This window comes from Chroococcidiopsis sp., assembly GCF_051657925.1.
Lineage (GTDB): Bacteria > Cyanobacteriota > Cyanobacteriia > Cyanobacteriales > Chroococcidiopsidaceae > Chroococcidiopsis.
Genome location: NZ_JBOFLP010000131.1, coordinates 1 through 16,021 on the forward strand (window position 1 = coordinate 1; position 16,021 = coordinate 16,021).

A 16,021-nucleotide genomic window follows, 5' to 3' on the forward strand; every position below is an offset into this window, starting at 1 on the left:
TTAGAGTAACTTAAATGAGCGCCATCTAATTGAGTTTTGCTAAGATCTGCCCCTTTAAGATTTGCAGATTTTAGATTTGCATACTTCAAATCGCATCCCGAACACTTTTTAGTTAGCTGTAGCCAAAGGACAGCTAATGAATCGCCACCTCCAAAACCTTTATTCAAAAAATACACAGAATAAATTAAAAACTTTTATTCAAAAAATACACAGAATAAATTAAAAAAGATATAAATAGTAGTAGCAAAGCTATGCATATCCTGTGCTTCGACATACTGAACAATCAAATGAATTGGATAAGTCTATTGCTCGACAACGTAAAAACTTAACTCTAATATTAAAATAATAAATTCCTAAAAATTAAATGTACGCTCTATTCCACTCTAGTTAGTGACACATTTACAAGCTTATTTCTTTATAGAAATGCTGATTTAGAGAGAGATGGTAAATCCTAACTAAAGCGATCGCACGAAATCACCCTCTAGCTAGCATCTATATACTACAGAATATAGCCAAAGATAAAGAATCGTTGCGTAAGGCAGCAAGTGCGATCGCGATGTTTGCGACAATCAACAAACGGACTTTAATATTCAACGATTCGCGATTCACACTTCGCAATTCACAGAGGGGAATACGGTAGATATGAAATTAGCTTACTGGATGTATGCTGGTCCCGCACATATAGGGACCTTGCGTGTCGCTAGCTCGTTCAAAAACGTCCACGCAATTATGCACGCGCCTCTAGGCGATGACTACTTCAACGTCATGCGATCGATGTTAGAGCGTGAAAGAAATTTTACCCCAGTCACAGCTAGCATTGTAGATAGACACGTGCTTGCCCGTGGTTCTCAGGAGAAGGTAGTAGATAATATTACCCGTAAAGATGCGGAAGAACATCCAGACTTGATCGTATTAACGCCTACCTGTACTTCCAGCATTTTACAGGAAGACTTACAAAACTTCGTCGAAAGAGCGTCGTTAGAAGCAAAAGCTGACGTACTCCTGGCAGATGTCAACCACTACCGCGTCAACGAACTACAAGCAGCCGATCGCACTTTAGATCAAATTGTCCGCTACTACATCGATAAAGCACGGAAAAAGGGCGAACTACCCACAGCTAAAACCGAAAAGCCTTCAGTCAATATCATCGGTGTTTCTACTCTAGGTTTCCACAATCAACACGACTGCACCGAGTTGAAACGGTTAATGGCTGACTTGGGTATTGAGGTAAATGCTGTCATTCCCGAAGGTGCTTCCGTTCACGAATTGAAGAACTTACCCCGTGCGTGGTTTAATCTCGTCCCCTATCGCGAACTAGGCTTATTAACAGCAAATTACTTAGAGCAAGAATTCGGCATACCCTATGTCGATATTACTCCGATGGGCGTAGTCGAAACTGCTCGTTGTCTACGTAAAATCCAGCAGATTATTAACGCTCAAGGTGCTAGTGTTGACTACGAAGAGTACATCAACAACCAAACTCTCTACGTATCTCAAGCCGCTTGGTTCTCGCGTTCGATTGACTGCCAAAACTTAACGGGTAAAAAAGCTGTCGTATTTGGCGATAACACCCACGCCGCAGCAATAACCAAAATTCTCGCACGGGAAATGGGAATTCACGTTGTTTGGGCTGGAACTTACTGCAAATACGATGCTGACTGGTTCCGCGAACAGGTCAGCGAATATTGCGATGAGGTCATTATTACAGACGATCATGGTGCAATTGGAGATGCGATCGCCCGTGTCGAGCCTTCTGCTATATTTGGGACTCAGATGGAGCGTCACGTAGGTAAGCGGTTAGATATTCCTTGCGGCGTAATTGCTGCACCAATCCACATCCAAAACTTCCCCATTGGCTACAAGCCTTTTATGGGTTACGAAGGCACGAATCAAATTGCCGATTTGGTGTATAATTCGTTTACTTTGGGAATGGAAGACCACTTGCTAGAAATCTTTGGCGGACACGACACCAAAGAAGTTATTACTAAGGGAATATCTGCTGATTCTGACTTAAGTTGGACGAGAGAAGCTCAAGCAGAATTGAATAAAATTCCTGGCTTCGTGCGCAGTAAAGTCAAGCGGAATACAGAAAAATTTGCCCGCGATCGCAATTTTACCGAAATCACTGTAGAAGTGATGTACGCTGCTAAAGAATCTGTGGGTGCGTAAGATTGATAGGGTGCGTTAATTAACGCACCCTATCAACTCTCGGCCATCATACCCAATGGGATTGCAGGCACGGTAAACTGTTGAAACTAGGTCTTTTATTAAGCCTCGCTCAATCTAGGGTGCTATGCCTAATTTCCTATTAGAAGTCGGAACAGAAGAACTCCCCGCCAGTTTTGTCGATAGCGCGATCGCGCAATGGCGATCGCGTATTCCTCAAAGTCTTACCAATAATAATCTTACGGCAGAAGCAATCGAAGTTTACGGCACTCCCCGCCGCCTCGCCGTACTCATCAAAGGTCTACCATCGCAACAACCAGACCGAGACGAGGAAATTAAAGGACCACCCGCGCAAGCTGCATTTAAAGACGGTAAACCTACCAAAGCCGCTGAAGGCTTTGCCAAAAAGCAAGGGGTAGAATTAGATGCTTTAGAAATTCGTCCTACGGATAAAGGCGAGTTTGTGTTTGTCCGCGTCTCTTATCCAGGTCGTCCTGTCGCAGAAATCTTGACTCAACTCGTCCCTGAGTGGATTTTCGGGTTAGAAGGGAAGCGGTTTATGCGTTGGGGAGACGGCGATTTAAAGTTTTCCCGTCCGATTGTGTGGTTTGTCGCTTTATTAGATACAGAAGTCTTACCAATTCAAATTGAAAATAGTTCCGAGATAATTAGAAGCGATCGCATTTCGTGGGGACACCGCGTTTTACATCCAGAATCAATATCCATTCCTCAAGCCACTGATTATGTTTCTTGCTTGCGTTCGGCTTTTGTCGATGTTGATGTCGAACAACGCAAAGCAAAGATTGAAACACAAGTCAATGCGATCGCACAACAACTCAATGGTAGCGTTACGATCTACCCCGAACTATTACAAGAAGTCACAAATTTAGTTGAGTGGTCTACTGCTGTAGTCGGAAAATTCGACTCAGAATTTTTGAACTTACCTCCAGAAGTCATTACTACGGTGATGGTAAGCCACCAACGTTATTTTCCTGTATTTCAGGTAGGGGCGCACAGCCGTGCGTCTCTACTACCGAATTTTATTACTATTTCTAATGGCGATCCTGCTAAATCGGATATTATTGCCGCAGGTAACGAACGAGTGATTCGCGCTAGGTTGGCTGACGGACAATTTTTCTATAAAACTGACTTAGCAAAACCGTTAGAAAGCTATTTACTCCAACTAGAAAAAGTTACATTTCAAGAAGACTTAGGCTCAGTTGGTGACAAAGTTGGACGCATTATTAGTATCGCGCAGCAAATTAACGAACAGTTGCAATTAAGCCAGCAAGAACGCCACCAAATCGAACGCGCTGCTAGCTTGTGTAAAGCGGATTTAGTCACCCAAATGGTGTTTGAATTTCCCGAATTGCAAGGCGTAATGGGTCAAAAATATGCTATGGAAAGCGGAGAATCGGAAACTGTAGCTACAGCTATCTTTGAACATTATCTACCGCGAAATGCAGGCGATCGCCTACCTGAAACTTTAGCAGGTCAAGTTGTCGGTATTGCCGATCGACTTGATACCATAGTCAGCATTTTCGGTTTGGGAATGCTACCTACAGGTTCCTCCGATCCTTTTGCGCTGCGCCGTGCGGCAAATGCGATCGTTTCTATTACATGGGCGGCTAATTTACCAATTAATCTCTACCAAGTATTAGAGCAAACGGCAAGAGATTTTATCAAAACTTATGCCAAAACCAGTATAGAGACGTTAAATGCATCTCTACAGGAATTTTTCATTCAAAGAATTCGCACGCTATTACAAGAAGAACGAAGTATCGACTACGATCTAGTGAATGCTGTACTGGGAGAAAGTGATGCTGAATACAGATTGCGAGCATTGCAAGACTTATTAGATGTACGCGATCGCGCTCTTTTCTTACAATCTATTCGTAATAACGGTACGCTCGATAAAATCTACGAAACCGTCAACCGTTCCACCCGTCTCGCGGCTCAAGGAGATTTAGATTTCACGCACTTGCAGCCAGAAAATTCAGTCAAACCAAAACTTTTTCAAAAATCTTCCGAACAAGCTTTCTACGATGCGCTATTGCAACTCGTGCCTCAAACTCAAGCTGCTAGAGAATCGCGGAACTATCAACAATTAGTAGATGCTTTAATTCAAATTGCTCCTACTGTGAGCAATTTTTTTGATGGAGAACAAAGCGTTTTAGTCATGGATGCCGATCCAGAAATTAGGCGCAATCGCTTAAATCTACTCGGTTTACTTCGCAATCATGCTCGCGTGTTGGCAAATTTTGGCGAAATTGTGAAGAACTAAAACACTAGGCGATCGCAAATTTACGAGATTTTATACTAGTTCTTGATGACTACGGCGGAGAAGATCCCCCCAACCCCCCTTATTAAGGGGGGCTATGACACTTGATTTAGTGCAAAAATTAACAGAATTGGTATTACTAAGATTTTCCAGATATAAAACTGATATTTTCTTATTTTAATAAAGTCAAATATTGTATTTTATACTTTTAAGATTTCAAGATAGCTATAATTATATTTCCAGTGAGATTGCTCAAAAAAATGCTCTGCATCCCTCGAGTTAACGGTATTTTCACTAGTAGTATTTTTACGATAAGAGTTCAAGAAAACAAGGCGATCGGGGAAATCTCGGCTAGTAGCTAGATCAGTAAAATTCCTCTTGAATCCGCATCTGAGCAAGCCTACTTTAGTTGTAGATTGGTCATGTAAAGCTCTTGTAAAGCATTCTGCTTTTTTCAGAAACTTCATTACCAAGTTCAAGTGTAATGACTTAAATCCTTTCCATTTCACTACACTGCTCTATTGCATAACCATACTGAAATAGTTCTTTCTTTAACTACTAGAAAAGCTATTTGCACAAAGCGCTGCTTCACTTTCCTTAGCCAGCTAACCCTTCCCTCTAGCTTGCCAATATTGCAGCGCGATCGCCAGCAATAAAGCAGCTTTCTGCACGATTGACTTCTCGTCTACTCAAACCGCATTGAGTAGCAAATGAAGTGCGATCGTCAACTTGTGCTGCATGAATTTTGCATTAATTCCATTTAGAGGTACACAATGAAATTCTACCAGAAACTACAAAACATAACTCCAAAAAAGTTATCAGAACGACAAGCTAAATCGTCTAAGTCTATTGTTTCACTATTAATTGCTTCAGCTCTTCTCTACACGTTGCCAGCAACAGCCTTGACAAGTTTTCTGGGCATGAATAACGGCACTGGCTACAACATGGACTCAGGATACGTCGATCGCTCCATCCAACACACCAAAAACCTGGGATTAGAAGTCGTCCGTATGGGTATGGATAGCGTTTGGGGTAATACAGAGGGTGCAGGGTTTCATTGGTCGGGCAGGGATATGGTTGTTGATAAATATCGCAATGCAGGACTCAAAATTCACGCCGTGTTATCAGCGCGGATGCACGTCAATCGAGACGGTAACTACGAGCGGTGGAAAGCAAACTTCCGCTATTTTACTCGTAATGTCATGATGCGCTACAAAGGCAAAATCTTTTACTACATTATTGATAACGAACCCGACCTCGACTATGGCAACGGTAAAATGTCAGCCCAAGAATGCGTTGACATGACTCGGATTGCCTACGAAACAGCCAAATCCATCGATCCCAATATTAAAATCGAGTCGCCGCCCGTGATGGGAATTGAATCTGGTCTGCTCAACGAGATGTTAGATCGCGGCATCGATAAGGTCAGCGACTATATCGGCTTGCACGCCTATGGCGGACAGATTTCCGAGAATCGTCTCGGTCATCCTTGGAGAGTCATGGAAGCACGCGGCATCAGAAAGCCCCTTGCTATTAGCGAATCGGGATCGATTAACGAGTATTGTAACGGTTCCCAATTTGAAACCGAAGACTGTCGCCGTCGCTGGTTCCTCATGTTCGGGCTACAACTAAAAAGATTTGGTTACGACCACGCCATCCTATTCGATCTTGACGGTCACGATAGCTGGGCTGTTGCACCAGACTTTAACCCCACGAAAGCTTATTACCAAATTAAAGATTTACGCCTAAATAAGGCTTTCTCGAATGGTGGCTTTGAGTCGGCGAATAACGTTGAAAATGAGTGGACTCCTGCTGATAACAACGATGAATGGATTTATAAAGGGACTTCGCCTTATATCAACTTCGTCCAGAATGATAGCAATCAAGGAGGGCGTAACGGCAGTAAAGGCTACATCAAGTTAGAGAGCGGTCGGGCTGGATCTGGCACGCCAATTAGAATCCGGCGAATTTTAGGCGATATGCCAAAAAACAAGAGGGTAGCAATTGGTGCTTGGGTCTATGTCAGTGGCGGAGCCTCAGCAACGCTAAAAGCTTTGGGGTATGACTTTAGAAATGGTGATGCCGAGATCTCGAAGACTTCAACTCAGAAAAACGGTTGGGAGTATTTAGAGATTACCGTTCCTATCTCCAGATATTGGGCAGTGGTCGAACTAGGAACGTCGGGGACTGGCAGAGCAGGCGACTCTGTGAAGTGGGATGACGTTAGCGTCCGCGTACTCTAATTGCGGACGCGCGCCATAGCTTAACTTAGATTTTCTCAGCTCACCCGTGAAAAGGCGATCGCCTTTTCACGGGTAAGTTATTATTTATGATGTTATCGTGACAGCAAAAAAAATCTCAAATCGATTGCATAATAGCTCGACACTAATTGAAATGTTGAAGAGATCTAAAAAAAATTCGACTAAGTTTAAACAACCTGCTCGTCATCGCTTGGGATTTAAGCTTTTATTGAGTGTCATTGCTGGGTTAATTATTTTTAGTTTAATTTCTATTTATCTCATTCCAAATTTATTCTCTGTTACATCTAATAAACCTCCAGCGCGATCGCCCAGCGCTAGTGTCAGAGCTACTCCCAGCGGTCCATATCTGGGAATTAATAACGGTACTGGCTATAACACCGATCCAGCATATGTGGCGCGATCGATTAAACATACGAAGGATCTAGGCTTAGGCTTAGTTCGTATGGGCATGGATGGTGTTGGCGGTAAGACAGAAGGCTCATCCTTTGATTGGTTTGCCAGAGATATCGCCGTGCGGCAGTACCTCGATGCAGGGCTGAAAATTCATACGGTTGTATCTCCTCGATTGGGAGTCGATCGAGATAGCAACTACGAGCAATGGCAAGCGAACTTCAATTATTTCGTTCGTAACGTCATGGCACATTACAAAGGTAAAATTTTTTATTATATTATTGACAATGAACCAGAATTAGACTATGGCAATGGCAAGATGTCAGCTCAAGAGTGCGTAGACATGACTCAGATTGCCTTTAAAGCTGCTAGAGCCATTGACCCGAGAATTAAGATCGAATCACCCCCAATTTCAGGAATTGAATCCCATATCCTAGATGAAATGCTCGATCGCGGCATCGATAAGGTGAGCGATTACATCGGCTTACATGCCTATGGCGGACAAATTGCCGACAATCGCTTGGGGCATCCTTGGCGATCGCTAGAAGCACGGGGCATCAGAAAACCGCTTGCCATCAGCGAAGCCGGAGTCATTTCAAGCTGGTGTCCTGGTTCGGCGGCTGAAAAAGAAAACTGTCGTCGTCGGTGGTTTGCGATCTTCGGGCAACAGCTCAAAAGATTCGGTTACGACAACGCCATACTATTCGATCTTGACGGTCATGATGAGTGGGCGATCGCCCCAAACTTTAAGCCCACCAAGACTTATCAAAAAATCAAAAGTATGCGTTTGAACCAACCGCTTGCTAACAAAGGTTTTGAGTCGGCTAACAATCCTGAGACTGAGTGGGTACATTTTGGTGCTGGCGACATCGGCGATATGGGACCTTTGCCTTACGTAACTTTCGTGCGTAACGATGCTCGTGGAGCGCACAAAGGTAGGGGTTACGTCAAATTAGATGGCACCGCAGCGGGTACACCAGTCCGAGTCCGACGAATTGCTGGTCAGCTGCCACTAGGCAAAAATGTGGCGATCGGTGCTTGGGCATATGTCAACGGCAATGCCAAGGCAACGCTCAAAATTCTTGGCTATGACGATCGCGACGGAGATGCAGAGATGTCAAAAACTGCCACCAAGAAAAATGGTTGGGAATATTTAGAAATCACCTTACCCATCTCCCGAGACTGGGCAGTCGTAGAGTTAGGAACCACGGGAACTGGAAAAAAAGGAGACTACGTGAAGTGGGATGATGTGACTCTCCGCACGTCCTAAGCTTGCCCATAAAACGCTCAAAAAAACAGACAAATCGCAGCTACTATGGTGAAGGATTTATTTGCTTCTGGTTTATGCATCAATAACCTTCACTGTTTCAAGCTCGTTCGTGCATATAGCACGCATTCATAACTTATCTGACATTGTAGGAATTGTAGGGATATAAATGCACGTACTGCATATTTTGAATCACGTGCTAGAAGCTGGTAACGGCATAGTTAACGTAGCGGTAGATTTAGCGTGTCTGCAAGCACAGGCAGGTTGCAAAGTGGGTGTAGCTTCTGCTGGGGGAGGCTATGAGAAGTTACTCATGCAACATGGTGTCAAGCACTTCAAACTAGACCAGACGAGAAAACCCATCGAGTTGATCGAAGCTGCTAGAGGTTATCGAGCCATTGTCAAAGAGTTTGACCCCAACATCGTTCATGCTCACATGATGACGGGAGTTGTATTAGCAAGTACTTTGAGATTTCAGTCGAAATACGCTCTCGTATCGACGGTGCATAACGAATTTCAGCGTAGTGCTGTTCTGATGGGTTTGGCAGATCGCGTCATTGCAGTCAGCAAGGCTGTGGCAGACTCTATGGTACGGCGTGGTATTCCAGAGCAAAAACTGCGGGTGATATCCAACGGTACGCTAGGTAGCCCTCGAACTTGCCAACTCAAAGAGTGCGTCCCCATAACTCTAAAACACCCAGCGATCGTGACCGTGGCGGGAATGTACAAACGCAAGGGGATTGCAGAGTTAATTACTGCCTTTGCCCAAATTGCTGCTGATTTTCCTACAGCTCATCTTTACTTAGTTGGGGATGGTCCCGATCGCGAACTATTTGAAGCTCAAGCACGGAACACGCCTGTTAGCGATCGCATCCACTTCGAGCGGTTTCAACCACAACCGCAACGCTATTTAATGGCTGCTGACATCTTCGTATTGGCTTCCCACCGCGATCCCTCTCCTTTGGTGATTCCAGAAGCGCGGGAAGCAGGATGTGCTATTGTTGCCACTCACGTCGATGGCATTCCTGAAGCTTTGGACGGTGGGAAGGCAGGCATCTTAGTCCCAGCAGCAGACAGTCATGTTTTAGCAGCTGCTCTGACTGAATTACTGAACGAGCCGCCAATTCTCCACGCTTGGAAAGACAAAGCACGACAAAATATAGAACGTCTGACGGCGACTAGAGTTCATAAAGAAACCCTAGCAGTCTATGACGAACTTGCCATACCTGAAGACAGTTGACAGTTATCAGTGAAGAGTGGTGCGTGGTGCGTGATGAAAGGGTGTAGGGTGTGGGGTGTGGGGTGTGGGGTGTGGGACGGTGTGGGAGGTGTGGGAGGTGTGGGAGGTGTGGGAAGTGTGGGAAGTGTGGGGTGTAGAGAATTTTGAATGCGTGAGTGAATTGTTTTGCTTCCCCAGCTTCCCTAGCTTCCCCAGCTCCCCCAGCTCTCTTCTCCCCCCTGCTCCCTACTCCCTACTCCCTGCCATATTCGTTGACTGCAACCACTTCTGCTGCTGGTAGTAGTTACGTGCTGCCAAACACATAGCCACAAAGCACCAAAAAACCATACCCGCAAGCGAAACTATGGTATTTCCCAGTGGCATCTGAACGAGAACGCCAATACTAATCGCACGGGCAGCACTAGCAAAAGAGTCCAGCCGCAGTTCGGAATTTTGCAGCAGCGTATAGATAATGAGAACAATGCCCGCCAAGTAAGGGATCGCACCAAACCAGCCCAGGGTGAAGAATAAATCGAGAACGCCGCTGTCGAGGATAACTTGTTCTAACTGACCTTCACTGTTAGTAGCGTACATCCCTCCCAACCCTTTACCCAGAAAATCAGATAGGGCAAGATTGAGTTGTTGCTCGTAGGTAGCAGCGCGATCGTTAGCACTGGTATCTTTTTGAATCTCTGAAAAAGACTGTAAGCGAGTATTAATGACTTCTGAGAAAGGCTCGATCGTTGCCAACGGGATCACGCACACAGACATCACTAAGATGGAAATAATCAATCGTCGCTGTAGGCGTGCTTTCATGGAAGTCAGCAAGGTGATAAGTGCCACTAGCCACCCGCCCCATGCCGCTCTTACTGCCGATAGCAGAAAAGCCAAATACCCCCCTACAGAAGCAGGGATACGCAAAGTTCCTTTCGTGTTAAATAACAACACCAGACCCGCCATCATTGCCACAGCAAAAGGAAAGGGCGAATGCATGGTACTAAACACGCGAATGCCAAGTGGTTCTGGTCTGCCATTTGTCACCAATTCTGTTTCAATAATCCAGAACCGATCCCACATTGGTGCAACTAAGTATTGCACGACACCATAGACACCGGAAACTAGCACGCCCCAAAGGAAAGTCTGCTGAATTGTCTTGCTGAGCTTGGGATAATCGCGCCAGTTGATAAATAGATGGAAGCCAAACAGGATTGGCGTGAACCAGTCCAGACTCGCTCGCGTTGCTGCCACAGGCGAATTCTTCACCAATCCGATTAGAAAACCATAGAGTACGGCGACAAAAGCCAAGATCAAGGGTAAGCCGCCTTGACGATATGCTTTAGGTAAATAGCGGATGAGAGTAATCCCGCTTAGCAACGAGACAAGAAAAGGCGTGACCAGCATTAAACGCTGTGCATCCCAGCCGCTCTTAAAATCGACGATGCGGGCAAGCAACGGCGTGAGAAACCAAATCCACCAAGTAAAGCTGACGTAAAAGACAGGATAGCGAAAATAGAGAAACGCACCCACAACAAAAGCACTTAGGGGAAAAGCATAGCGTGCGATCCCGCTAGCAGCAACCAGGCACAGTGCTGTAATCAGTGAAAATCCGATAATTGCCATCCAAGCTGGCGCTGGTTGCAATCCGAAAGCAGGAGTTGAAAGTGTTTGCTTAGAGTTCACCTAGTAGCATCTCCATGATGACAGCATTTAAACTAAGGCAGATTTCTCAATCGATAATTACGAATTACGAATTACAAATGCTGCGCCCATACCTCTGAGGAGCGATCGCGATTGCTCCAACTTACCCACGCTTGCCAGCGCCCGTGCATGGAGGCAAGCCACTTTTGCCACGCCAATTTTCCTTGACTCGGTAAGAACCGCAGTAACTGTACTAAACCCCAAGCATCTCGCGTTCCTACCAAAACCGCCCAGATCGCGAAGGCTGTTCGCCGTATAGGGCTTAAATGTTCCAGCAAAGACAAGGTTTCATTATATGTCATGTTGCTAAAAGCAACTGCATTAAACTGGTTGCGCCGATCTTCATCAAACCGCTGCCCGAGGTAGTGATCGACGACAATCGCGGGATCGTAAATCAGCTTCCAGCCAGCCCGTTTTAGAGTTAGGCACAACATCAATTCGTGATGTACCTGCGCTCCCGTACCCCGCATCCGCTCATCAAAGCGAATATGAGCGATCGCGGAACGCCGATAACTGGAGTTTACCCCTTTAAGTATGTCAACTTCACGGGCATTTCCCACGCCAAGATGGTGGTTGCCAATCGCCCGTCCAAACCACTGCAATCGACCGACTACGTGGGATTGACCTTCGACGAGCTGCGCCCCGTAGTGCATTCGATCGCGTCCGCCAACACCACCCACTTTCTCATCTGCTAAATAGTGAGCTTCTATCCGCTTCAACCAATCGGCGTGAGGTGCGGCATCGTCATCGGTGATGGCAATAATCTCTCCTTTTGCCACATCAACGCCTGCATTCATGGCTGCTACTACCCCTGGGACGCTCACCTTGACAGTGCGTATTGGTAAAGCATGAGGGTCTAATCCTGCTAGTAGTTGCCAAGTTTCCGTATCGCTATCGCGGACGACCACCAGCACCTCATCCGCCGGTCGAGCTTGCTGTTGTAAAGCTACTAAACAGCGTGCCAAGTCTTGCGAACGGCGATAAGTAGGTATCAAAACAGAAATCATCATGACTTGCTAACTCCACGACTCACCCGATTAGACTTTTAATAGCTTGACGATTGACCCAGGCGTAAAGCTCAGGGTCAGTGCAGCTACACTACGCAAGTTTAATTGGTATTGGATTGCTTTCCAGAAATGGGGGCGTGCTGCCGCAATTTGTCCAGACCGCATCAGACCAATTCCCAAAGTCGTGTGAGATTGTGCTAGTTTGGCTCTAAAATACGGGCGAAATTGTTGTAAACGCTCGTCTGCTATGAATTGCTCGTAACAAAAGATTCCTGCTTTACCCGTGCGAATCTTCGCCTGCACGTTTTTTTTGCCGCTGATTTGCGTCTCTGATTGGGGGTGAATGCGGTAGCGCGTCAATCTTTCGGGATAGTAGTAAGCACCCTTACCAGATCGACAAGCAAGATATGCCAAGTAGAGATCCCAAAACAATCCTACTTCCAGTGGGATGCTATCCCAATCGATCGCATCTCTACGGATGACAGTTGCTAGGGCGATGAATACGGACTGATCGACCACACTCAACTCGTAAAAAGGTTGATAAATTCCTTCTTTAAGCCGCGATCGCTGCCAATACCGCGTATTTTCCTCAGTTTTTAGATAATCGATTTTATCCTCTGAGTCAATCACGTAATGATCGCAAAAAGCGACAACCAAATCTGGATTAGCATCGAGGTATGGTACGAGTTTTGCTAAATAATCTTCATTCCACAGATCGTCATCATTTAAACTTGCAACATACTTGCCTTTTGCTTCTTTAAATGCACTCGTGACATTTAATGCAATGCCTAAGTTCTGTGGATTGCGGCGGAACCGAATTCGAGGGTCTTGAAACTCGTCAATAATTGCTTGAGGATTGTCAGGACTGCAATCGTCAGATACGATGATTTCGATATTACGATATGTTTGGCGTACCGCACTCGCGATCGCTTTTCTCAAGTATTCTGGGCGATTGTAGGTAGGAATAATAACACTAACTAACGATTCTGGCGCTGTGATATGGGTAGTTATATTCGTAGACATAGGTGGCTATTTATTATAATTTTTCGCTGACTGTATTCAGAAAGCGTAACGTTGTAGGTACGGGGCTGTAATTTTCTAGCGCCCACTGTCTGCCTTCAATAGAGATCTTTTCTAAAATTTCTGGTTCGCTGGCTATTCTATCCACAGCTAGTTTGATATTGTTCAGATCGATCCCAATGTAGTGTCGCCAGTTTTCTGGCATGACCGGAATAATAAAACCGTACTTGTCAAAATCCTCGCGCACGCTAACGCATCCTGCTGCAAGGGACTCCCAGTAACGCCAGTTATCCCAATCTGTAATCCGATTTGATTTCCACTCCAATTTGCTGAGAATTTTTTTGAGCAAACGACTTGTTGCCGTAGAAGGATCGCGAGGTACAGGAGTGACAAAAAAGCCACCAAAACAGGCGCAAGCAGCGTAATCTTTTAAACTTTGGAAATAACCTGGCGAATGTCTTCTGCCTGTTTGCGACCAATGCATGTAGTGATAAGGCTCTGTAGAGAAGTTATCTAGACCTTCAACGACATTATTAACTGGTAGAGCTGCATCGATTTGAGGCAGCAGTTCTTTACGAACTATTCGCCTAACAGAGTGCTTGATTTTGTGCGGTTCTCTAAAATTAACTAACAATTGCCTTTTTCTTGCCTGGATCGGTGGAATGTTTTCTAATTCTCGCAACATCCGGCTAGATATTCCCTGCGCCCAAGGGCGAATATTGTCGGGGTATTTGAAGTAACAATTACAACAAACTTTAAAAATAAAATCAAATTGGCGAAACTCAGGGTTATAAGCGTGCGTTTTACTACCATCATCGCTGTCTAGATAGACAGTAATATATTTTCGATTGGGATGAAATAAATGTTGTGGAAAAGGCTTATTTGCTACTCGAAACCAGTCTTGATTGAGGACAACAATCGAGCAGTCATCTGGTGTAATTTCAGGGTCATGGCGAAACAGGTACTCTTCTGTATCTGGAGCTAGCCGCCAATAATTGATATTGGCGTAAGCATCTATTCCTAAAGCTTTTAATCCATCACCCAAGCAAATCATCGTGTGGGGATAGCCTGTTTTTTCAGGAGTATCCGGTGCAATGCAATAAAAATAGACTTTGCCACTAAAATTGGTCGATTGCATTCAGCTGCCTCCAGTTATGCAACTTATTTCTTGTCGAGCGTCTTTTACTAAGCATAATTTATACCTTATAATCGGTCGCGATCGCGGAAACGATTTGAGCCATCCTCACTGATGTAAAAATACCTGCCGTAAAAAATCTATATCCTTTCTAGTCGCAATCAAACCGGGAGGACGTACTTTCAAGAGTAGTGGGTAGCCGGCAAGCAAGCAAACTAAGCGAAAGACAGTCGAAATTAACAATGACCAGCCCGCACCTTCTAATCCGTAGATGGGAATGAGTATGAGCAGAAGGGGTACAGTCACCAACACGCTGATTGCTTCTACAACCGTCAGCGCTCCAGGTCTACCGACAGCCATAAAAGCCTGAGCCAAAACCCAAGCCGCGCCTCCAATCGCGATCTCTGCGCTGAGAATGCGAAAAACACCAACAGCCTCGACAAATTTGTCACCATAAAGCAATTGAATCAAAAAAGGAATTGGGATTGAAACCGCTAGGGCAACGATTACAGTGACAGCCGTACTGACACGGACTGCTCGTCCAGTTAAAGCCACTACCTCTTCAATTGGACGTGCGGCAATTTTGGGTAGCAAGACGGTAATCGTCGAACTGTGGAATAAACCAAGCATTCGAGAGACGCTCAAAGCTAGTGTATACAGACCCATCGAAGCAGGAGATAGCATAGTCACCACTAATGCTTGATCGATCTTCTCGGCTAGAGTTCCTAGTAAGTTCATGCCATAAGCACGAATGCCGTAACTAACTAACAATCGATAAGCGCTGCCTAACCCTTTCCAACGGGGGCGAAAGCGCTGCCATAAATATCTCCACATCCAGAAAAATAAAGGCAACCCAGGTACGCTGTAGGCTAGAGCGGCAGTCAAAGGAGTTAGCTGCTCGGTCGATGCCAACACGCCCAAAATAGCTAGAGTAAATAATGGTTGTAGGGAACGAAGTTGATTGACAAAGGTAAATTCTTGGTTTGCTTCTAGGATTGAGAAAAAAATTTCCGTTAAAAGGACGATCGGAGCTAAGATCATGTACCATTGGGCAAAGCGAATCACATCTGCCGAGTACTGTGGTAAGAACCGTGGCATGAATACGACACCGATCGTCATGGCAAATAAACCCAGTACCACGCTCAATCCGAGAGCTGCTGAAAAAAGTTCCGATTCTTTCTCTGGATGACGCTTGAAGTTGTATTGTATGGCGGATGGTAAACCCAACATTAAGAGGTAAGCTAAAAACTGGGGCCAAAGGGCGATCGCATTATATTCACCTCTTCCTTGCGGCTCCAAGGCTCTAGACGTAATGATTCCAGTCCCCATGTTGGCGGCTAGCACGAGTATTCTTGCCATGACTGTCTGCAAAGTTGCAGCAGTAGAGCTACGTCCGTTCAAAACCCACTGAACTCGACTTCTGATTGCTTTCATTTACCAAACTCCTAAACCATCAGTACTCGATACTCGATCTGGGCTTATGGCTTGCTGTTGAAGCGATCGATATTGCTGCTCAGAATAGGATTTTCCCATTCTAGCTGGTTCAATCCATCTGAATGTATCTATTCTCATGTTGC

General features: G+C 45.2%; 12 protein-coding genes. 6 read left to right on the forward strand and 6 right to left on the reverse strand.

Annotated elements, in window-relative coordinates; all coding sequences use genetic code 11:
• Positions 1-176, reverse strand: a 176-nt coding sequence (locus tag ACRC32_RS09980; protein WP_438553841.1) for a pentapeptide repeat-containing protein, incomplete at its 3' end; no start/stop codon positions are given.
• A gap of 466 nt (positions 177-642) precedes the next feature.
• Between ACRC32_RS09980 and bchB the strand changes: the two genes are divergently transcribed.
• From bchB to ACRC32_RS10010, 6 genes are all read left to right on the forward strand, one after another.
• Positions 643-2,169 (forward strand): ferredoxin:protochlorophyllide reductase (ATP-dependent) subunit B, encoded by a 1,527-nt coding sequence (bchB, locus tag ACRC32_RS09985; protein ID WP_438553816.1) that lies wholly within the window; start codon positions 643-645, stop codon positions 2,167-2,169.
• A gap of 124 nt (positions 2,170-2,293) precedes the next feature.
• The gene (glyS, locus tag ACRC32_RS09990) at positions 2,294-4,450 is read left to right on the forward strand and encodes a glycine--tRNA ligase subunit beta (protein WP_438553817.1); all 2,157 of its coding nucleotides are present in this window, start codon (positions 2,294-2,296) and stop codon (positions 4,448-4,450) included.
• A 770-nt stretch (positions 4,451-5,220) separates the two neighbouring features.
• Positions 5,221-6,690, forward strand: coding sequence for a hypothetical protein (locus ACRC32_RS09995; protein ID WP_438553818.1), 1,470 nt, complete (start codon positions 5,221-5,223; stop codon positions 6,688-6,690).
• Positions 6,691-6,841: 151 nt separating this feature from the next.
• Positions 6,842-8,368: a hypothetical protein gene (locus ACRC32_RS10000; RefSeq protein ID WP_438553819.1), complete on the forward strand. Its 1,527-nt coding sequence runs from the start codon at positions 6,842-6,844 to the stop codon at positions 8,366-8,368.
• Positions 8,369-8,534: 166 nt separating this feature from the next.
• Entirely contained in the window at positions 8,535-9,605 is a 1,071-nt protein-coding gene (locus ACRC32_RS10005) for a glycosyltransferase family 4 protein (protein WP_438553820.1), read from the forward strand.
• 9 nt (positions 9,606-9,614) lie between these two features.
• Positions 9,615-9,752: a hypothetical protein gene (locus ACRC32_RS10010; RefSeq protein ID WP_438553821.1), complete on the forward strand. Its 138-nt coding sequence runs from the start codon at positions 9,615-9,617 to the stop codon at positions 9,750-9,752.
• 78 nt (positions 9,753-9,830) lie between these two features.
• Here ACRC32_RS10010 and ACRC32_RS10015 read toward each other — a convergent pair whose 3' ends face one another.
• From ACRC32_RS10015 to ACRC32_RS10035, 5 genes are all read right to left on the reverse strand, one after another.
• A complete protein-coding gene (locus ACRC32_RS10015; protein ID WP_438553822.1) occupies positions 9,831-11,264 on the reverse strand; it encodes an O-antigen ligase family protein in 1,434 nt (477 codons plus the stop codon).
• A 71-nt stretch (positions 11,265-11,335) separates the two neighbouring features.
• Positions 11,336-12,292: a glycosyltransferase family 2 protein gene (locus ACRC32_RS10020; protein WP_438553823.1), complete on the reverse strand. Its 957-nt coding sequence runs from the start codon at positions 12,290-12,292 to the stop codon at positions 11,336-11,338.
• A 27-nt stretch (positions 12,293-12,319) separates the two neighbouring features.
• The gene (locus tag ACRC32_RS10025; protein WP_438553824.1) at positions 12,320-13,312 is read right to left on the reverse strand and encodes a glycosyltransferase family 2 protein; all 993 of its coding nucleotides are present in this window, start codon (positions 13,310-13,312) and stop codon (positions 12,320-12,322) included.
• Between the two features lie 13 nt (positions 13,313-13,325).
• The gene (locus tag ACRC32_RS10030) at positions 13,326-14,447 is read right to left on the reverse strand and encodes a glycosyltransferase family 1 protein (protein WP_438553825.1); all 1,122 of its coding nucleotides are present in this window, start codon (positions 14,445-14,447) and stop codon (positions 13,326-13,328) included.
• A gap of 105 nt (positions 14,448-14,552) precedes the next feature.
• A complete protein-coding gene (locus ACRC32_RS10035) occupies positions 14,553-15,878 on the reverse strand; it encodes a lipopolysaccharide biosynthesis protein (protein ID WP_438553826.1) in 1,326 nt (441 codons plus the stop codon).
• Positions 15,879-16,021 lie beyond the last annotated feature (143 nt).